This window comes from Aeromicrobium choanae (assembly GCF_900167475.1).
In the GTDB taxonomy this organism is placed as follows: Bacteria; Actinomycetota; Actinomycetes; order Propionibacteriales; family Nocardioidaceae; genus Aeromicrobium; species Aeromicrobium choanae.
Genome location: NZ_LT796768.1, coordinates 1,037,742 through 1,055,090, shown reverse-complemented (window position 1 = coordinate 1,055,090; position 17,349 = coordinate 1,037,742). Strand labels below are relative to the sequence as shown.

Genomic DNA, 17,349 nt, shown 5'->3' with positions numbered 1-17,349 from the left:
CGTGCTGGAACTGTCCTGGCTGCTCATCGCCATCCCACTGGCGGGCGCCGCGCTCCTGCTCACGTGGGGCAAGGAGTCCGACCGCTTCGGTCACCTGATCGCCACCGCCTGCTCGGCGGCGTCGTTCGTGCTCGGCCTCATCATGTTCATCCAGCTGGCCGGGCGCGATCCCGAGGACCGCTCGGTCACCGAGACCATCGGCACCTGGATCGACGCCGGGGCGTTCCACGTGGACTTCTCGTTCACGTTCGACACGCTCTCGAGCCTGTTCGTGCTGCTCATCACCGGCGTCGGCACGCTGATCCACGTGTACTCGATCGGGTACATGGCCCACGACCCGCGCCGCCGCCGGTTCTTCGCCTACCTCAACCTGTTCATCGCCGCGATGCTGACGCTCGTCCTCGCGGCCGACTACCTCGTGCTGTTCCTCGGCTGGGAGGGCGTCGGCCTGGCGTCCTACCTGCTGATCGGGTTCTGGCAGCACAAGCCGTCCGCGGCCGCCGCCGCGAAGAAGGCCTTCGTGCTCAACCGCGTCGGCGACCTGGGCATGGCGCTGGCGATCATGACGATGTTCGCCTGGTTCGGCACCACCTCGATCGCCGCGGTCAACGACCAGATCGGCTCGGTCTCGGGCAACGTGGCCACCGCGCTCGGCCTGCTCCTGCTGCTCGGCGCGTGCGGCAAGTCCGCTCAGGTGCCGCTGCAGGCGTGGCTGCTCGACGCGATGGAGGGCCCCACCCCGGTCTCGGCGCTCATCCACGCGGCCACCATGGTCACCGCGGGCGTCTACCTCGTCGTCCGGTCGCACGAGATCTTCGACGCCTCGCCCACGGCCCGCAACTTCGTCATCGCGGTCGGCTTCGTCACGCTGCTGGCCGGCGCCTGGATCGGCTGCACGAAGGACGACATCAAGAAGGCACTCGCCGGCTCCACCATGAGCCAGATCGGCTACATGATGCTCGCCGCCGGCCTCGGCCCGGCCGGGTACGCCTTCGCGATCTTCCACCTGCTGACCCACGGCTTCTTCAAGGCCAACATGTTCCTCGGCGCCGGCTCGGTCATGCACGGCATGAACGACGACGTCGACATGCGCCACTACGGCGGGCTGCGCAAGGCCATGCCGATCACGTTCTACACGTTCGGCATCGGCTACCTGGCGATCCTGGGCTTCCCGGGCACCTCGGGCTTCTTCTCCAAGGACAAGATCATCGAGGCGGCGCTGGGCCACAACATCTGGGTGGGCCTGGCCGCGCTCATCGGCGCGGGCATCACCGCGTTCTACATGACGCGCCTCATGCTGATGACCTTCTTCGGCGAGCGGCGCTGGCGCGAGGACGTGCACCCGCACGAGTCGCCCGCCGTGATGACCGTTCCGCTGATGATCCTGGCGGCGCTCTCGCTGTTCGCCGGCGTGATGGCGCTCGGCGACTGGATCGAGGAGTGGCTCGAGCCGGCCACGGGTCACCCGGTGCACCACGAGCTCGCCGTCCCGATCTGGGTCGTCACGGTGATCGTGCTGATCGTCGTGGCCGCGGGCGTCGCGCTGGCCTGGGTCCTCTACGGCCGCCGCGAGATCGCCGACACGGCCCCCGCGGACTCCGAGGTCTCGGTCTTCACCCGGGCCGGCCGCGCCGAGCTGTACGGCAACAACGTGAACGATGCGCTCGTGGTGCGACCCACGACCCACCTGACCCGCGCCCTGGTGTGGGCCGACGCGAAGGTCATCGACGGCCTCGTGTCCGGGGCGGCCGACCGCATCGGTGAAATCTCCGGCGAGCTGCGCAAGCCGCAGACCGGCTATGTCCGTTCCTATGCACTGATGGTGCTCGGAGGTGCTCTCGTGGTCCTGCTGGGCCTGCTGGCGGTGACGCTCGCATGATGCTGTCCCTGCTGATCGCCGTTCCCCTCCTGGGGTCGATCGTGGTCGCGCTCCTGCCGCGGTCGGCCGACGGCCTGCTGCCGCGGTACGTCGCGTTCGGCGTGTCGATCCTGACCCTCGTCATGTCGCTCGCGCTGCTGAGCCGCTTCGACATCGAGAGCGGCGGCTACCAGCTGACCGAGGACTACGAGTGGATCGGGGCGATCGGGGCCCACTGGGCGCTCGGCGTCAACGGCATCGGCCTCACGATGATCTTCCTGACCACGGTGCTGGTCCCGATCGTCCTGGCCGCGTCGTGGCGCGACAAGGAGCACGACCCCGCGGGGACGAACTCCTACTTCGCGCTGATGCTCGTGCTCGAGGCCCTCGCGATCGGCGTGTTCGCCGCCACCGATGTCTTCACGTTCTACGTCCTGTTCGAGGCCACGCTGATCCCGATCTACTTCCTGATCGGCGGCCACGGCACCGGCCAGCGCAGCTACGCGGCGGTCAAGTTCCTGGTCTACAACCTGGTCGGCGGCCTGCTCATGCTGGCGTCGGTCGTCGGCCTGTACGTGCTGTCCACGCAGCAGGGCGGCCCCTCGTTCCTGCACGCCGACCTGATGAACCTGGAGATGTCGCAGTCCACCGAGCGGCTGCTGTTCCTGGGCTTCTTCATCGCCTTCGCGATCAAGGCACCCCTGTGGCCGCTGCACACGTGGCTCCCCGACGCGGCCGGCTCGGCGACGACCGGGACCTCGGTGCTGATGGTGAGCGTGATCGACAAGATCGGCACGTTCGGCATGATCCGCTGGTGCCTGGAGCTGTTCCCCGGCGCCTCGGAGTGGGCCAGCCCGGTCGTGCTCGTCCTCGCCGTCATCAGCATCCTCTACGGGGCGCTGCTCGCGATCGGCCAGGACGACCTGCGCCGCCTCATCGCGCTGACCTCGGTCTCGCACTTCGGCTTCATCATCATGGGCATCTTCGCCTTCACGACGGTGTCGATGACGGGCTCGGTGCTCTACATGTTCAACCACGGCCTCTCCACGGCCGTGCTGTTCCTCGTCGCGGGCATGATGATCTCGCGCCGCGGCTCGGCCCGCATCAGCGACTTCGGTGGCGTGCAGAAGGTCGCGCCGGTGCTGTCGGGCGTCCTGCTCGTCGGCGGCCTGTCCAGCCTCTCGCTGCCGGGCCTGGCGCCGTTCGTCTCGGAGTTCCTCGTGCTCGCGGGCACGTTCACGCGCTCGATCCCGATCGCCACCGCCGCGACCCTGGGCATCGTCCTGGCCGCCGTCTACATCCTGCTGATGTACCAGCGCACCATGACCGGCCCGCTGAACGAGGGCACCGCCGGGTTCACCGACCTGACGCGTCGTGAGGTCGGCTCGCTGACCCCCGCCCTCGTGCTGATCATCGGGCTCGGCTTCGTGCCGCAGCCGCTGCTGGCGGTGATCGACCCGGCCGTCGAGCCCACCGTGGTCACCGTGGGGGTCGGCGACCCGCCGCAGCGCGCGCCCATCGACCTCGCAGACCAGACGGAAGGAGCCCACGAATGATCGGCGCAGTCTCCTCCGTCCTGGCCACCGCCGGGCCCGACATCCCCGCGGCCGATCTGGACTACGGTCAACTGTCGCCGCTCATCGCGGTCGGCGCGCTCGCGATGATCGGCCTGGTCATCGAGGTCGCCGTGCCCCGGCGCGCGCGATTCATCACGCAGGCCGTCGTGGCGGTCCTCGGCTCGCTGGTCGCCCTCGGCCTCACGGTGTGGGTCTACCTCGGACTCGAGGAGGTCCCCGAGGCCCGCTGGCCCGCCCTCGGCGGCACTGGGGCGGAGGGTGCTGTCGCGGTCGACGGTCCCGGCGTCCTGACGTGGGCGCTCCTGCTGCTGTTCGCGGTCCTGTCGTTCCTCATGTTCGCCGAGCGCTCCCACGAGCGCGGTCTCAGCGACTTCATCGGTCGCGCGGCCGACGCCCCCGGCTCGCCCGGCGAGGCGGAGGCCACGACGGCACGCCTGGAGCACACCGAGGTCTTCCCGCTCGCGGTGTTCGCGCTCGCGGGCATGATGCTCTTCTCGGTCTCCAACGACCTGATCACGATGTTCGTGGCCCTCGAGGTCCTGAGCCTGCCGCTGTACGTGCTGTGCGGCGTGGCCCGTCGCCGTCGCCTGCTCAGCCAGGAAGCGGCCATGAAGTACTTCCTGCTGGGCGCGTTCGCCTCGGCGTTCTTCCTCTACGGAGCCGCGCTGGCCTACGGGTATGCCGGCAGCCTGAACCTCACCGAGATCGACACCGCGATCTCGGCCCGCAGCGACGAGACGCCGATCCTGCTGGCCGCCATCGGCCTGCTGCTGGTGGGCCTGCTGTTCAAGGTCGGCACCGTGCCGTTCCACAGCTGGACCCCCGACGTCTACCAGGGTGCCCCGACGCCGGTCACGGCCTTCATGGCCGCGGCCACCAAGGCGGCCGCGTTCATCGCGATGATGCGCGTGCTGTTCGTGGCCTTCGGCGGTGCCTCCTGGGACTGGCGCCCGGTGCTGTGGGTCGTCGCCGTGCTGACGATGATCGTGGGCTCGGTCGTGGCGATCAGCCAGACCGACGTCAAGCGCATGCTGGCGTACTCCTCGATCGCGCACGCCGGCTTCCTCACCGTCGGCCTCTCGGGCGCGTACATGGGGCAGGAGGAGGGACTGGCGATCACGTCGGTGTCCTCGGTGCTGTTCTACCTGCTCGCCTACGGCGTGGCCACGATCGGCGCGTTCGCGATCGTGACGGTCGTGCGCGACTCGGCCGGCGAGACGACCCACTTGTCGAAGTGGGCGGGCCTGGGCAAGGAGTCGCCGTTCCTGGCAGGCTCCTTCGCGATCTTCATGCTGTCGTTCGCGGGCATCCCGCTCACCGCCGGCTTCATCGGCAAGTGGGCCGTGTTCAGCGCCGCGTGGGGCGGCGGGGCCTGGGTGCTGGTCGTCATCGGCGTCCTCTGCAGCGCGATCGCGGCCTACTTCTACGTCCGTGTCATCGTGCTGATGTTCTTTACCGAACCCGTCGGTGACGGGCCGACCGTGGCCGTCGCGGGCGTGCCGACTACCGTGGTCATTGCCTTGGCCGTGATCACGACGGTCGTGCTCGGTCTCCTGCCGGGCCCGATGCTGGATCTGGCCCAGAACGCCGGCGCATTCGTGCGCTAGCGGGCATGTCGTCGGCGGTCGTGGGAAGGAAGTGGGACGTGGCCAGCGTCGGGTCGTTCGCGGATGATGCGCTCGAGCAGCGTGTCTCCGCGGGGGTGCAGCAGGTTGAGGACCTGCTGATCACGTCCGCCCACAGCCCGGAGCCGCTGGTGGCCGAGGCCTCCTCGCACCTGCTGCAGGCCGGTGGCAAGCGCTTCCGTCCGCTGCTCACGGTGCTGTGCGCCGAGTTCGGTGACCCCACAAGCGAGGACATCGTCCCTGCCGCCGTCGTGGTCGAGCTGACCCACCTGGCCACGCTGTACCACGACGACGTGATGGACGAGGCGTCCATGCGCCGGGGTGCGCCCAGCGCCAACGCGCGCTGGAACAACTCCGTCGCGATCCTCGTCGGTGACTTCCTCTTCGCGCGGGCCTCCTCGCTCGTGGCCGACCTCGGCCCCGACGCCGTGCGCATCCAGGCCGAGACGTTCGCGCGCCTGGTGCACGGCCAGCTGCGCGAGACCCTGGGCCCCGGCCCGGGCGACGACCCGCTCGAGCACTACCTCTCGGTCGTCGCTGACAAGACCGGGTCGCTGATCGCCACTGCCGCGCGCTTCGGCGCCATGATGTCCGGCGCCGGCGAGGACGTCGAGTCCACGCTGCTGGAGTTCGGCGAGCGGATCGGCGTGGCCTTCCAGCTGGCCGACGACATCATCGACATCGCCAGCGATGCCGACGACTCGGGCAAGGTGCCCGGCACCGACCTGCGCGAGGGCGTGCCCACCCTGCCCACGCTGCTGGTGCAGTCGAACCCGGTCCTAGGTGACGAGCGCCTGCGCGGCCTGCTCTCGGGCCCGATCGAGGACGAGGACGACGTCCAGTGGGTCATCCGCGCGCTGCGTGAGCACCCGGCCATGGACGAGGCGCGCGCCTACGTCCGCGCCGAGGCCGACGCGGCCCGCGCCCTGCTCGACAAGCTGCCTGCGGGTGCCGCCCGCGACGCGCTCGACGACATCTGCACCCGCTCCACCCAGCGCCTGGGCTAGCGGCCGCCCGCCCTCGCTCGTGGCCCCGGTTTACGCCACTTGACGAGCGCCGCCGAGGGGCCCTCAGATCGCGGTGGACTCCGCGGCGCACTCGTCGGCGGTGCGCTTGGCGCGGCGCCGGGTGCTCATCGCGTCGTAGGTGAAGATCACGAGCGCGGACCACACCATCACGAAGCCGATCCAGCGCGCCGTGCCCATCTCCTCGCCGAAGATCGTCAGGCCGAAGATGAACTGCAGGATGGGCCCGAGGTACTGCAGGATGCCGATCGTGGTCAGCGTCAGCCGCGTCGCGGCGGCGCCGAACATCAGCAGCGGGATGCCCGTCACCACGCCGGTGCCCATCAGCAGCACCGTGTTGAGGGCACCCTCGTTGCCGAAGGCGAGCGTTCCGGCCGTCCCGAGGAAGACCAGGTAGGCGATCGCGAACGGCGTGAGGATCGTCGTCTCCACCGAGAGCGCCTCGATCGTGCCGAGGTTGGCGCGCTTCTTGAGGAACCCGTAGGTGGCGAAGCTCGTGGCCAGCACGAGAGCGACCCAGGGCGGACGTCCGTAGTCGACCGTCAGCACCACCACGGCGAGCGTGCCGAGACCGACGGCCACCCACTGCAGGCGCCGGAGGTTCTCGCCCAGCAGGAACACGCCCAGCAGCACGGTCATCAGCGGATTGATGAAGTAGCCCAGGCTCGTCTCGATGACGTGCCCGTTCGTGACGCCCCAGATGAAGGCGCCCCAGTTCACGGTGATGACGACCGAGGCCATCGCGAGCGGCACCATGAGCCGCCGCTGTCGGAGGATCGAGCGGTACGCGCCCCACTTGCGGGTGATCGTCAGCAGACCCACGCAGAAGACCAGCGTCCACACGATGCGGTGGGCGAGCACCTCGAGGGGCGAGGCGGGGTCGAGCAGGGGCCAGTAGAGCGGGAAGAAGCCCCAGCAGAGGTAGGCCGCCGAGCCGTAGATCAGCCCGGACTTCGAGTCGGTGTTCGTGGTCGCCACGTGCTTACTCAACACCCTTTCCGCTCCGCGTCATCCCGCTGGGTCGCCCCTAGAGTCGGGGCATGGGGGTGCGAGGACGGTTCCTGCTGCTGCTCGGCCTGCGCTGGCTCGCGACAGGTCTGCTCATGCCGGTCTCGCTGCTGCTGCCGCTGGAGCGTGGACTGACGATCGCCGAGATCGGCATCGCGATGGCGGCACAGGGCATCGTCGTGATCGTCATGGAGGTGCCCAGCGGAGCGCTGGCGGACTCCTGGGGCCGTCGGCCGGTCTTCATCGCGTCGGGAGTGGCCGCGATCGCCGCCTACGCGCTCACCCTCGCTGCGCAGTCGGTGCTGGCGTTCGCGCTCGCGTGGGGGGTCAGCGGGCTGTTCCGCGCCCTCGACAGCGGGGCGTTGGAGTCGTGGTTCGTCGACGCGGAGAACGCGCGCGGCGCCACCTCCGAGGTGCCCTCGGCGCTGGCCACGGCGGGCGGGGTGATCAGCGCGGCGATCGCGATCGGCTCACTGATCTCGGCCGGGCTGCTGTACGTGTCGCCGTGGTCGGCCGGCGACTCCCTCGCGGTGCCCTACGTCCTGGCGATCGCGATCGTCGTGGTGCAGATCGTCGCCGCCCGGTTGCTGATGGAGCCGGTCGCGCGTACCGAGCCGACCACCGCAGCGGCATGGCGGCACACCCTGGCGACCGGCGTCCGTGTGGCCTTCGGCCGCCGTCTTCGCCTGCTGACCGCAGCGATGCTGCTGTGCGGGGTCGCTGTCGCCGGCCTGGAGATGCTGATGCCGGTCCGGCTCGCCGAGTTCTCCACCGACACCTCCGCTGCCGGCAGCGTCCTCGGCGTGGTCTCGTCGATCGCGTGGGGTCTGGCCGCACTCGGGGCCACCGTCGCGTCGCGGGTCCTGCGCGAGGTGGGCCCCGGCGTGGTCGCGCCGGTCCTGGCGGCGGCCGAGGCACTGGGCCTCGCGGTGATGGCGATCGCCGGGGGTCCCGTCGCGCTCGTGGCCGGGTTCTGGCTCTGCTACCTCGTGCACACGTCGTTCGGCGCGGCCTACAACGCGCTCGTGCACGACCGGGTCACCGAGGCGCACCGTGCCACAGCACTGTCCGTGACCTCGATGGCGTTCCTGGGGTCGGCATCGGCCGGGGGAGTGTTGCTGGGGATCGCCGCGGAGGAGCTCAGCGCTGCCTGGGCCCTGGCCGCGTCGTCGGCGGTGCTGCTGCTGGCCGCAGTCCTGGTGGCCGGAGCCGCCCGCCAGCGCGGCGTCACGGTTCAGCGGTAGTTGGTGAACTGCACGGCGAAGTCGAGGTCGGCGCCCTTGACCAGCGCGATGATCTCCTGCAGGTCGTCACGCGACTTGCTGGTGACCCGCAGCTCGTCGCCCTGGATCTGCACCTTGGCGCCCTTGGGCCCTTCGTCGCGGATGAGCTTGCTGACCTTCTTGGCCTGCTCGGTGCTGATGCCCTCGGTGAAGGTGCCGTTGATCTTCACGTCCTTGCCCGACTGGCGCGGGTCGTCGGCCTCGAACGTCTTGAGGCTGATGCCGCGCTTGACGAGCTTCGTCTGGAAGACGTCGAGGATGGCCAGGGCGCGCTCGTCGGCGTTCGCGGTGATCTCGACTCCCCACTCGCCCTTCCACTCGATGGAGGCGTTGGTGTTCTTGAAGTCGTACCGCGTGGCGATCTCCTTGACCGCCTGGTTGAGCGCGTTGTCCGCCTCCTGGCGGTCGATCTTGCTGACGATGTCGAACGAGGAATCGGCCATGACCCCACCCTAGCCGCCCTGATTATGGGCTCCATCAGACGCTGGGGTAATCTTGCAGACTGTCGCGGCAGGTTGCCCGAGCGGCCAAAGGGAGCTGACTGTAAATCAGCCGGCATTGCCTACAGAGGTTCGAATCCTCTACCTGCCACGTGACGCGAGCCCCCGACCGGAGACGGTCGGGGGCTCGTTCGTTCACGCGGCGTGGGCGAATGTCGGTCCGGCCCCCTAGGGTCGGGGCATGAGCCACGCCGACGACCGTCGTCCCGGTGCCGCCTCGACCCTGCACGGGCTCTACGAGCTCGTGCCCGACGCCTACGAGCTCGACCTCCTCGAGGAGGCGCGGCACCAGCGCCACCAGGACCAGGTCGCCGCGCTGATGGCCGACCTCGCCGCTGCCTGGGATGTCGCCGTCGCCGGTCTCGGATACGACGAGCCCGCTGCGGAGTCGCCCGACGAGGTCGCCACCCCGAGTGTCACGCAGGCCCGGTTCATGGTCGAGCGGCTGCTGGGCGGCGTGGTCGTCGACGACGACCGTCGCTGACGCCGCAGGTACGGTGATCGCGTGGCAGACACGTGGTTCGATCGCAGGACCTACCGCTGGGACCAGTGGGACCCCGCTGCACTTCTGGAGGCCAAGCGCGCCGCCGGCGTCCGGGTCAGCGTCGTGATCCCCGCCCTCGACGAGGCCGCCACCGTGGGCGACGTCGCCGGCCGGATCCACGACGCGTTCGTCGGTGACTCGGGGCTCGTCGACGAGCTGCTGGTGATCGACAGCGGCTCCACCGACGACACCGCGCGCCTGGCCGCGCAGGCCGGCGCCACCGTCCAGCACCTCGCCGACATCCGGCCCGACCTCGGCAGTCACCGAGGCAAGGGCGAGGCGATCTGGAAGGCGCAGTTCGTGGCCACGGGCGACGTGCTCGTGTTCGTCGACGCCGACCTCACCGAGTGGGGCACGCACTTCGTCACCGGGCTGCTCGGGCCGCTGCTGACCGATCCCTCGGTGACGCTCGTGAAGGGCTTCTACGAGCGTCCGTACCGTGAGGGCGCCCTCGACGATCCCGACGGCGGAGGCCGGGCCACCGAGCTCGTCGCCCGTCCGGCACTGGCGCTGCTGCGTCCCGAGCTCACGCACGTGGTCCAGCCGCTCGCGGGGGAGTGGGCCGTGCGCCGCGCCGCGCTGGCTGCCCACCGGGTGCCCGTCGGCTACGGCGTCGACCTCGCCGCCCTCGTCGACGTGGCCGACGCCGAGGGGATCGACGCGATCGCCCAGGTCGATCTCGGCCGGCGCGCACACTCCCACCAGCCGCTCCGTGCGCTCGGAGCGATGTCCGTGCAGCTGCTGGCCGCGATGATGTCGCGCGCCGGTCGCGCTCCCGATGCCGACGAGGCCACCCTGCGGCAGTTCCGCTCGTTCGAGGGGGCGTTCGTGGCCCTGCAGCAGGACGTCGACCTCACCGAGCGCCCTCCGTTCGCCGAGGTGGACCGATGACGCTTCGCCTCGGGCGCCACAGCTTCGGCGACGACCGCACGCTGATGATGGCCATCGTCAACCGCACGCCGGACTCGTTCTTCGACCGCGGCGCCACGTGGGCCGAGGACTCGGCGTTCGAACGTGTGCAGCAGGTCGTCGCGGAGGGTGCCGAGATCGTCGACATCGGCGGGATCAAGGCCGCCCCCGGCGCCGAGATCGACGCCGACGAGGAGAAGCGCCGCGTCGTCGGGTTCGTCGAGCGCGTGCGGTCCGCCTTCCCCGACGTGGTGATCAGCGTCGACACGTGGCGCTCCGAGGTGGCCCGCGCCGTCTGCGAGGCCGGCGCCGACCTCCTCAACGACGCCTGGGGCGGCGCCGATCCGGCTCTGGCCGAAGTCGCCGCCGAGTTCGACGTCGCGATGGTCTGCACGCACACCGGCGGCATCACTCCACGCACCCGGCCGCACCGCATCGAGTACGACGACGTGGTCGCCGACGCGATCGCGTCCACCGTGGCCCAGGCCGAGCGCGCCCTCGCGCTGGGAGTGGCGCGCGAGAGCCTCCTGATCGATCCGGCGCACGACTTCGGCAAGAACACCTTCCACTCGCTCGAGGTGACCCGCCGCCTGGGCGAGATGGTCGACACCGGCTGGCCGGTGCTCGTGTCACTGTCCAACAAGGACTTCGTCGGCGAGACCCTCGACCGCCCGGTGGGGGAGCGCCTGCTGGGCACGCTCGCCGCCACGGCCGTGGCCGCCACGGCGGGCGCGCGGGTCTACCGCGTCCACCAGGTTCCCGAGACGCGTCAGGTCGTCGACATGGCCTGGACCATCGCGGGCCGACGCCCGCCCGCCCGCGCGATCCGGGGCCTCGCGTGATCCGCCGCTTCGTGGTCGTGCCGCCCGTCCCTGCGCTCCTGCCGAGGTACGCGAGCCTCGAGGACCCCGTGGCCGACCTGCGGGTCTCCGCCGTGGCCGCGGTGCGCGCGATCGTCACGGGAGCCGAGTCCGTGGCCGTCGTGGGCGACGACCCCTTCGCCGAGTCGGTGGCCCGCGCCCTGCTCGACGCCGCCGGGTTCGCCGGGACCGTCGCCGCCGATGCCGAGGTGCTGCTCGTGATGGCGAACGGCAGCGCGAAGCGCAGCGAGAAGGCCCCGGGCCACTTCGACGAGCGGGCGCTGGACTTCGACGACACCGTCGACCTCGCGCTGCGCTCGGGCGACGGCGCCCGCCTGGCCGCCCTCGACGGCGGGCTCGGTGCCGATCTGTGGGCCTCGGGCATCGAGACCCTGGCCAAGCTGGGGAACGAGCTCGACGGCAGCTGGCAGGTCTCGGTGCCCTACGCCGACGCCCCCCACGGCGTCCTCTGGTGGGTCGCCGCCTGGCTCCGAGCCTGACCGGAGGCGCGACGGAGGCCGTGTCCTAGGCTGGTCGCCGTGGCCTACGACGCGCTCTTCGACTCCGTGTTCGCCCGCATGGATCCCGAGCGCATCCATGAACGCGCCTTCGCCGCGATCCGTCTGGGCCGCCCCGTGTCCCGCCTCGCGTACCGCGTCGACCCGTCGCCGGTCGAGATCATGGGCATCGAGTTCCCGCACCGGTTCGGCCTCGCGGCGGGCTTCGACAAGAACGCCCGCGGAGTGCTGGGCCTGCTCGCCCTCGGCTTCGGTCACGTCGAGATCGGCACGGTCACGGCGCGGCCCCAGCCCGGCAACGACCGTCCACGGCTGTTCCGGCTGGTGGAGGACCACGCGATCGTCAACCGCATGGGCTTCAACAACGACGGTGCCGCCGTGGTGGCCTCCCGCCTGCACCGCCTGCGCGGCACGCCAGCGGGCCGCCGCGCCGTCATCGGCGTGAACATCGGCAAGACCAAGGTCGTCTCCGCCGAGCGCGCGGCCGAGGACTACGTCGAGAGCGCCCGCCTGCTCACGCCGTACGCGGACTACCTCGTCGTCAACGTGTCGAGCCCCAACACCCCGGGCCTGCGCGACCTGCAGGCGGTGGAGTCCCTCGAGCCGATCCTCGCGGCGGTCAAGGGGGTCGCCGACGGCAACCACGGCCGCCGCGTCCCGCTCGTGGTCAAGATCGCCCCCGACCTCGCCGACGAGGACGTCGACCAGGTCACCGACCTCGTCCTCGAGCTGGGCCTCGACGGGATCAGCGCCACCAACACGACGATCGCCCGGCCCGCCGAGCTGCGCACGCCTCGCGACGTCGTCGACGCCGCCGGGGCCGGCGGACTGTCCGGTCCGATCCTGGCCGGCCGCGCCGTCGAGGTGCTGCGCCGCATCCGCGCCCGCGCCGGCGCGGGGCTCACCCTGATCGGCGTCGGCGGGGTCACCGATGAGGCCGACGTGAGGGCTCGGATCGAGGCCGGGGCAGACCTCGTCCAGGGCTACACCGGCTTCATCTACGAGGGCCCGAAGTGGCCCTCGCGGCTCGCCGCCGCCGCGCGATGAAGACTGCGATACCAAGGTGGATCGATGTCGCGCCCACCCCGATTTGGGAACCCGGCACCTGACCCGGTATCTTTACTTGTCGGCTTGCCCCTTTAGCTCAGTCGGCAGAGCGTTTCCATGGTAAGGAAAAGGTCTACGGTTCGATTCCGTAAAGGGGCTCTGAGGAGCGAGGTGACTCGCAACTCCGTGGCTGGGTAGCTCAGTTGGTCAGAGCGCACGACTCATAATCGTGAGGTCGCGGGTTCGAGCCCCGCCCCAGCTACCAGACCGGCAAGTCAGCAGCAAACCTCCCGCCCGGCAACGGGTGGGGCACCGACCAGAAGAGGCACACCGTGGCCAGCAAGAGCTCCGACGTTCGTCCCAAGATCACCTTGGCCTGCACCGAGTGCAAGGAACGCAACTACATCACCAAGAAGAACCGTCGCAACGACCCCGATCGCCTCGAGGTCAAGAAGTACTGCGCGCGCTGCAACGCCCACCAGGCGCACCGCGAAACGCGCTGAACCCGTCTTGCGACGACCCCCGTGCCGACCGGCGCGGGGGTCGTCGGCGTTCTGTGGAGGTCCCGATCGTGCCTGCTAGCGTCACCGGCATGCTCCTGTCCGAGGTCACCACGCTCCGCCTGGGTGGCCCCGCCCGCTCGGTCGTCGAGGCGACCACCGAGGACGAGCTGATCGCCGCCGTGCGCGCCGCCGACGAGGCCGGCGAGCCCCTCCTGCTGGTCGGGGGTGGCAGCAACCTCGTGGTCCCCGACGCCGGCTTCGACGGCACCGTCGTGCTCGTCCGCACGCGCGGCATCGAGGTCTCGGCCGACGCCTGCAGCGGCGCCATGGTCACCGTGGCGGCCGGCGAGGGCTGGGACGAGTTCGTCGCCCACGCCGTCGCCCAGGACTGGGAGGGCGTCGAGGCGCTCGCCGGCATCCCCGGCTCGGTCGGCGCCACCCCGATCCAGAACGTCGGCGCCTACGGCCAGGAGGTCGCCGACACGATCGTCAGCGTCCGCACGTGGGACCGCGCCGAGAAGCGGGTCCGCACGCTGATGTTCACCGACCTCGGGTTCGGCTACCGCCACAGCCGCTTCAAGGACGAGCAGGATCGCTTCGTGGTCCTCACGGTGGCGTTTCAGCTGCGCTTCGCCGGGGCGCTGAGCGCGCCCGTGCGCTACGCCGAGCTCGCCCGGCACCTGGGCGTGGAGGTCGGCGCCCGCGCCCGCCTGGCGCAGGTGCGCGAGACGGTGCTGGCGCTGCGGCGCGGCAAGGGCATGGTCCTGGACCCGCAGGACCACGACACGTGGAGCGCGGGATCGTTCTTCACCAATCCGGTCCTCGCACCGGACGAGGCGGCGAAGCTGCCGGCCGAGGCGCCCAGGTTCGAGCAGGCCGACGGCTCGGTCAAGACGAGCGCGGCGTGGCTGATCGACCACGCGGGCTTCGCGAAGGGCTTCGGCCGGGGGCCCGTGGCCCTCTCCGGCAAGCACGTGCTCGCGCTCACGAACCGCGGCGGTGCCACCACGGCCGACCTGCTGGCACTGGCCCGCGAGGTCCGCGACGGCGTCGAGCGGGAGTTCGGGATCCGCCTCGTCAACGAGCCGGTGCTCGTCGGCGGCGACCAGCTCTAGGGCCGCCGCCGACGGCGCTCAGGCGAACAGCGAGATGAGCGACAGCTCGGAGTAGTCCGAGCTCGTGTCCGAGGACGCGACGCCCGCGATGACCAGCACGATGAAGAACGCGAACGCCACGATGCCCAGGATCAGCAGCACCGTGCCGATGATGCCCAGGATGCGGCCGGCCTGCGCCTCGCCGCGACCGTCGTAGACGCCCGGGTTGGCATCGATCTCCGCCACGGCGCGGTTGCCCATGACCCACGCGAAGGGGGCGAGGACGCTGCAGACGATGAGACCGAGGATGCCCAGGATCAGCACGAGGGTGGCCTTCGGGTGCTTCGGCGGGGGAGCGCCCCACTGCTGCTGGCCGGCGTAGGGCTGGCCGGGGCCCGGAGGCTGCGCGCCGTAGGGCTGCTGACCCGGGTACGGCTGCTGCTGACCGGGGTACGGCTGCTGCTGACCGGGGTACGGCTGCTGCTGCGCCGGAGGGGTGGGCTGCTCGGGACCCTGCGGCGGGTCGTTCGGCTGCTGGCCGGAGGGGTCGCCCGGGTACGACGGCGGCTGGTTCTCGCTCATGGGGCCATCGTTCCACGTTCTTCGGCCAGCCAGGCCTCGACACCCGCCAGCGCCGCCGTCCGCAGGTCGTCGGGCGCCTGCGAGGCGCGCAGCGAGCGTCTCGCCAGCTCCGCCAGCTCCTCGTCGGTGAAGTTCTGGGCCGCGCGCAGCAGGGCGTACTGCCCGGCGAGGCGGGTGCCGAACAGCAGCGGGTCGTCGGCCCCGAGGGCGACCTCGACCCCGGCCGCCATCAACTCGCGCACCGGCACCTCGTCGATCGTGGCGTAGACGCCGAGGGACACGTTCGAGGCCGGGCAGACCTCGAGCCCGATGCCCGCGTTCGCGATCGTCTCGAGCAGGCGGGGGTCCTCCGCGGCGCGCACGCCGTGGCCCAGACGATGCGGCGCGAGGTGGGTGAGGCACTGGCGCACGTGGTCGGGACCTCGCAGCTCGCCGCCGTGCGGCGCCAGCACCAGGCCGGCCCGGTCGGCGATGCGGAACGCCGGGCCGAAGGCGGCGGTGTCGCCGCGCCGCTCGTCGTTCGACAGTCCGAAGCCGTGGACGCCGCGCCCCGCGTACTGGCCGGCGAGCCGGGCGAGCGTGCGGGCGTCGAGGGGGTGGCGCGTCCGGTTCGCCGCGATGATCACGCTCATGCCCAGCCCGGTGGAGGCCGAGGCGTCGCGGACCGCGTCGATGACCAGGTCGGTGAACGCGGTGACCCCGCCGAACTTCGCGGCGTACCCCGAGGGATCGACCTGGATCTCGGTCCAGACGCAGCCGTCGGCGAGATCGTCCTCGGCGGCCTCCCGTACGAGGCGGCGCACGTCGCCCTCGGTGCGCAGGACGGAGCGGGCCACGTCGTAGAGCCGCTGGAAGCGGAACCAGCCCTTCTCGTCGGCTGCGGAGAGCTGCGGCGGCCACTCCTCGACGAGGGCCGAGGGCAGGTGCACGCCGTCGCGCTCGGCCAGTTCGATCAACGTGCCGTGGCGCATCGAGCCGGTGAAGTGGAGGTGCAGATGGGCCTTGGGGAGAGTCGTCAGCGGCCGCACGCGGCCATCGTGCCACGCCGTCCGGACGGGGGCTCGGGCAGCGTCCGGGGCGCCCGGTTTCGCATTCGTGGGCGAGATGCGTACACTTGACGAAACCGGCGAAACTACCCTGTTTCGTCATGCCCGGAATCGGGCGGAGGGCACTGGCGCAACTGGTAGCGCATCGGTCTCCAAAACCGAAGGTTGGGGGTTCAAGTCCCTCGTGCCCTGCAAGGTCGGCCCCGAGCCGGCACCGTTCGACGAAGGAGCACCGTGAGCGAGAATCACGAACTGGCAGGGACGCGTACCAAGCGCACGTCCCCGCTCACGTTCTACCGCCAGGTGGTCGCCGAGCTGCGCAAGGTGGTGTGGCCGACCCGTCCGCAGGTCGTCAACTACTTCTTCGTCGTGCTCGTCTTCGTGCTGATCATGATGGCGTTCGTCGCCGCGCTGGACTACGCGTTCGGCAAGGCCGCCTTCGCCATCTTCGCCTAGACCAAGGACTGAAACCTCTGTGACCTCCGAATTCGACGAGACCGACGCGCCCGTGGACCAGACGTCCACCGAGGAGGCGTCGGTCGACGAGACCCCCGCCGCCGACGGCGTGGATGAGGTCGCTGACGTCGACACCGACGCCACCGACTCCGACGACGCCCCGGCCGACGAGACCGAGGACGACGGCACCGCCGAGGCCCCCGCGGCCGAGGACGAGCCCGCCGCCGATCCGCTGCAGGAGTTCCGCGACCGCCTCTGGAGCCAGCCCGGCGACTGGTACGTGATCCACACGTACGCCGGCATGGAGAAGCGCGTCCAGCAGAACCTGGAGAACCGCAAGGTCGCCCTCAACGCCGAGGACTTCATCCACGAGATCGTCGTCCCCACCGAAGAGGTCGCCGAGATCAAGAACGGCCAGCGCAAGCTGGTGCGCCGCACCGTGCTCCCGGGCTACGTGCTCGTGCGCATGGACCTCACCGACGACTCGTGGGGCGTCGTGCGCCACACCCCGTCGGTCACCGGCTTCGTCGGCAACGCCCACCAGCCGGTGCCGCTGAGCCTCAGCGAGGTCGAGAAGATGCTGGCCCCCGCGGTCGAGGCCGAGGTTGCCGCCGAGGCCACCGAGAGCGCCGAGAAGACCCAGCAGGCCGCGGCCGCCAAGGTCGAGTTCAGCGACTTCGCCGCGGGCGACTCGGTGCTCGTCATCGACGGCCCGTTCGCCACGCTGCACGCCACGATCACCGAGATCAACATCGACGGCCAGAAGGTCAAGGGCCTCGTCGAGATCTTCGGGCGCGAGACCTCGGTCGAGCTCCCGTTCGACTACATCCAGAAGGTTTGATCGCCCCGCGATCAAAGGTCAGGTCACCGCGCTGAACGAGCGGTGACGGACTCAGAACGAACAACCAGTTAGA

At 70.6% G+C, this 17,349-nt stretch carries 18 protein-coding genes and 4 tRNA genes; 18 read left to right on the top strand and 4 right to left on the bottom strand.

Annotation, left to right across the window (positions count from 1 at the left end):
• Nucleotide 1: 1 nt before the first annotated feature.
• The 4 genes from nuoL to B5D60_RS05180 are packed head-to-tail and all read left to right on the top strand — an operon-like array spanning nt 2 to nt 6,067.
• Nucleotides 2-1,879, top strand: coding sequence for an NADH-quinone oxidoreductase subunit L (gene nuoL, locus B5D60_RS05195; protein WP_078699163.1), 1,878 nt, complete (start codon nt 2-4; stop codon nt 1,877-1,879).
• Nucleotides 1,879-3,414 (top strand): NADH-quinone oxidoreductase subunit M, encoded by a 1,536-nt coding sequence (locus B5D60_RS05190; RefSeq protein ID WP_331712497.1) that lies wholly within the window; start codon nt 1,879-1,881, stop codon nt 3,412-3,414. Before nuoL ends, B5D60_RS05190 begins: the two co-directional genes overlap by 1 nt.
• Nucleotides 3,411-5,042: an NADH-quinone oxidoreductase subunit NuoN gene (gene nuoN, locus B5D60_RS05185; protein WP_078699161.1), complete on the top strand. Its 1,632-nt coding sequence runs from the start codon at nt 3,411-3,413 to the stop codon at nt 5,040-5,042. Before B5D60_RS05190 ends, nuoN begins: the two co-directional genes overlap by 4 nt.
• A 38-nt stretch (nt 5,043-5,080) precedes the next feature.
• Complete coding sequence (locus tag B5D60_RS05180) at nt 5,081-6,067, top strand: polyprenyl synthetase family protein (protein ID WP_231948976.1); 987 nt, start codon at nt 5,081-5,083, stop codon at nt 6,065-6,067.
• 63 nt (nt 6,068-6,130) lie between these two features.
• Here the strand turns inward: B5D60_RS05180 and rarD are convergent, their stop codons facing one another.
• Complete coding sequence (gene rarD / locus B5D60_RS05175; RefSeq protein ID WP_231948975.1) at nt 6,131-7,063, bottom strand: EamA family transporter RarD; 933 nt, start codon at nt 7,061-7,063, stop codon at nt 6,131-6,133.
• 62 nt (nt 7,064-7,125) lie between these two features.
• Here rarD and B5D60_RS05170 point away from each other — a divergent pair, with 62 nt between their 5' ends.
• Nucleotides 7,126-8,337, top strand: coding sequence for an MFS transporter (locus B5D60_RS05170; protein WP_078699159.1), 1,212 nt, complete (start codon nt 7,126-7,128; stop codon nt 8,335-8,337).
• Here the strand turns inward: B5D60_RS05170 and B5D60_RS05165 are convergent.
• The gene (locus tag B5D60_RS05165) at nt 8,328-8,819 is read right to left on the bottom strand and encodes a YajQ family cyclic di-GMP-binding protein (protein ID WP_078699158.1); all 492 of its coding nucleotides are present in this window, start codon (nt 8,817-8,819) and stop codon (nt 8,328-8,330) included. The two genes, B5D60_RS05170 and B5D60_RS05165, sit on opposite strands and share 10 nt — an antisense overlap.
• A 66-nt stretch (nt 8,820-8,885) precedes the next feature.
• Between B5D60_RS05165 and B5D60_RS05160 the strand changes: the two genes are divergently transcribed.
• The 10 genes from B5D60_RS05160 (at nt 8,886) to B5D60_RS05115 (ending at nt 14,372) form a co-directional block, all read left to right on the top strand.
• Nucleotides 8,886-8,967 (top strand) — tRNA-Tyr (locus tag B5D60_RS05160).
• Between the two features lie 90 nt (nt 8,968-9,057).
• Entirely contained in the window at nt 9,058-9,360 is a 303-nt protein-coding gene (locus tag B5D60_RS05155; protein ID WP_078699157.1) for a hypothetical protein, read from the top strand.
• Nucleotides 9,361-9,381: 21 nt separating this feature from the next.
• A complete protein-coding gene (locus B5D60_RS05150) occupies nt 9,382-10,311 on the top strand; it encodes a glucosyl-3-phosphoglycerate synthase (RefSeq protein WP_078699156.1) in 930 nt (309 codons plus the stop codon).
• Nucleotides 10,308-11,171 carry a dihydropteroate synthase gene (gene folP, locus B5D60_RS05145; RefSeq protein WP_078699155.1) on the top strand — a complete coding sequence of 288 codons (864 nt, stop codon included), beginning with the start codon at nt 10,308-10,310 and terminating at the stop codon, nt 11,169-11,171. Before B5D60_RS05150 ends, folP begins: the two co-directional genes overlap by 4 nt.
• A complete protein-coding gene (locus B5D60_RS05140) occupies nt 11,168-11,689 on the top strand; it encodes a class III extradiol ring-cleavage dioxygenase family protein (protein ID WP_231948974.1) in 522 nt (173 codons plus the stop codon). Before folP ends, B5D60_RS05140 begins: the two co-directional genes overlap by 4 nt.
• Nucleotides 11,690-11,728: 39 nt before the next feature.
• Nucleotides 11,729-12,754, top strand: coding sequence for a quinone-dependent dihydroorotate dehydrogenase (locus B5D60_RS05135; protein WP_078699154.1), 1,026 nt, complete (start codon nt 11,729-11,731; stop codon nt 12,752-12,754).
• An 86-nt stretch (nt 12,755-12,840) separates the two neighbouring features.
• Nucleotides 12,841-12,913, top strand: a tRNA-Thr gene (locus tag B5D60_RS05130).
• 29 nt (nt 12,914-12,942) lie between these two features.
• Nucleotides 12,943-13,019 (top strand) — tRNA-Met (locus B5D60_RS05125).
• A gap of 67 nt (nt 13,020-13,086) precedes the next feature.
• Nucleotides 13,087-13,257, top strand: coding sequence for a 50S ribosomal protein L33 (rpmG, locus tag B5D60_RS05120; protein ID WP_078699153.1), 171 nt, complete (start codon nt 13,087-13,089; stop codon nt 13,255-13,257).
• An 89-nt stretch (nt 13,258-13,346) separates the two neighbouring features.
• Nucleotides 13,347-14,372 carry a UDP-N-acetylmuramate dehydrogenase gene (locus B5D60_RS05115; protein ID WP_078699152.1) on the top strand — a complete coding sequence of 342 codons (1,026 nt, stop codon included), beginning with the start codon at nt 13,347-13,349 and terminating at the stop codon, nt 14,370-14,372.
• 18 nt (nt 14,373-14,390) lie between these two features.
• On the opposite strand, the gene B5D60_RS05110 is transcribed toward B5D60_RS05115, so the two are convergent.
• Both B5D60_RS05110 and B5D60_RS05105 read right to left on the bottom strand, forming a co-directional pair.
• Nucleotides 14,391-14,933, bottom strand: coding sequence for a DUF4190 domain-containing protein (locus B5D60_RS05110; RefSeq protein ID WP_197684405.1), 543 nt, complete (start codon nt 14,931-14,933; stop codon nt 14,391-14,393).
• The gene (locus B5D60_RS05105) at nt 14,930-15,961 is read right to left on the bottom strand and encodes an adenosine deaminase (RefSeq protein ID WP_078699151.1); all 1,032 of its coding nucleotides are present in this window, start codon (nt 15,959-15,961) and stop codon (nt 14,930-14,932) included. Before B5D60_RS05105 ends, B5D60_RS05110 begins: the two co-directional genes overlap by 4 nt.
• Nucleotides 15,962-16,098: 137 nt before the next feature.
• Here B5D60_RS05105 and B5D60_RS05100 point away from each other — a divergent pair.
• The 3 genes from B5D60_RS05100 to nusG all read left to right on the top strand — a co-directional run bounded on the left by B5D60_RS05100 (nt 16,099) and on the right by nusG (nt 17,276).
• Nucleotides 16,099-16,171: transfer RNA gene (locus tag B5D60_RS05100), tRNA-Trp, on the top strand.
• A 42-nt stretch (nt 16,172-16,213) separates the two neighbouring features.
• On the top strand, nt 16,214-16,435 hold the full coding sequence (gene secE, locus B5D60_RS05095; RefSeq protein ID WP_078699150.1) for a preprotein translocase subunit SecE: 222 nt from the start codon (nt 16,214-16,216) through the stop codon (nt 16,433-16,435).
• A 19-nt stretch (nt 16,436-16,454) separates the two neighbouring features.
• Nucleotides 16,455-17,276 (top strand): transcription termination/antitermination protein NusG, encoded by an 822-nt coding sequence (gene nusG, locus B5D60_RS05090; RefSeq protein ID WP_078699149.1) that lies wholly within the window; start codon nt 16,455-16,457, stop codon nt 17,274-17,276.
• The last annotated feature ends 73 nt before the right edge of the window (nt 17,277-17,349 follow it).

Bases quoted from the DNA above. Each gene is read 5' to 3' on its own strand.
- B5D60_RS05190 (WP_331712497.1), top strand. From the start codon at position 1,879: ATGCTGTCCCTGCTGATCGCCGTTCCCCTCCTGGGGTCGATCGTGGTC.
- nuoN (WP_078699161.1), top strand. From the start codon at position 3,411: ATGATCGGCGCAGTCTCCTCCGTCCTGGCCACCGCCGGGCCCGACATC.
- B5D60_RS05170 (WP_078699159.1), top strand. From the start codon at position 7,126: ATGGGGGTGCGAGGACGGTTCCTGCTGCTGCTCGGCCTGCGCTGGCTC.
- B5D60_RS05165 (WP_078699158.1), bottom strand. From the start codon at position 8,819: ATGGCCGATTCCTCGTTCGACATCGTCAGCAAGATCGACCGCCAGGAG.
- B5D60_RS05155 (WP_078699157.1), top strand. From the start codon at position 9,058: ATGAGCCACGCCGACGACCGTCGTCCCGGTGCCGCCTCGACCCTGCAC.
- folP (WP_078699155.1), top strand. From the start codon at position 10,308: ATGACGCTTCGCCTCGGGCGCCACAGCTTCGGCGACGACCGCACGCTG.
- B5D60_RS05115 (WP_078699152.1), top strand. From the start codon at position 13,347: ATGCTCCTGTCCGAGGTCACCACGCTCCGCCTGGGTGGCCCCGCCCGC.
- B5D60_RS05110 (WP_197684405.1), bottom strand. From the start codon at position 14,933: ATGAGCGAGAACCAGCCGCCGTCGTACCCGGGCGACCCCTCCGGCCAG.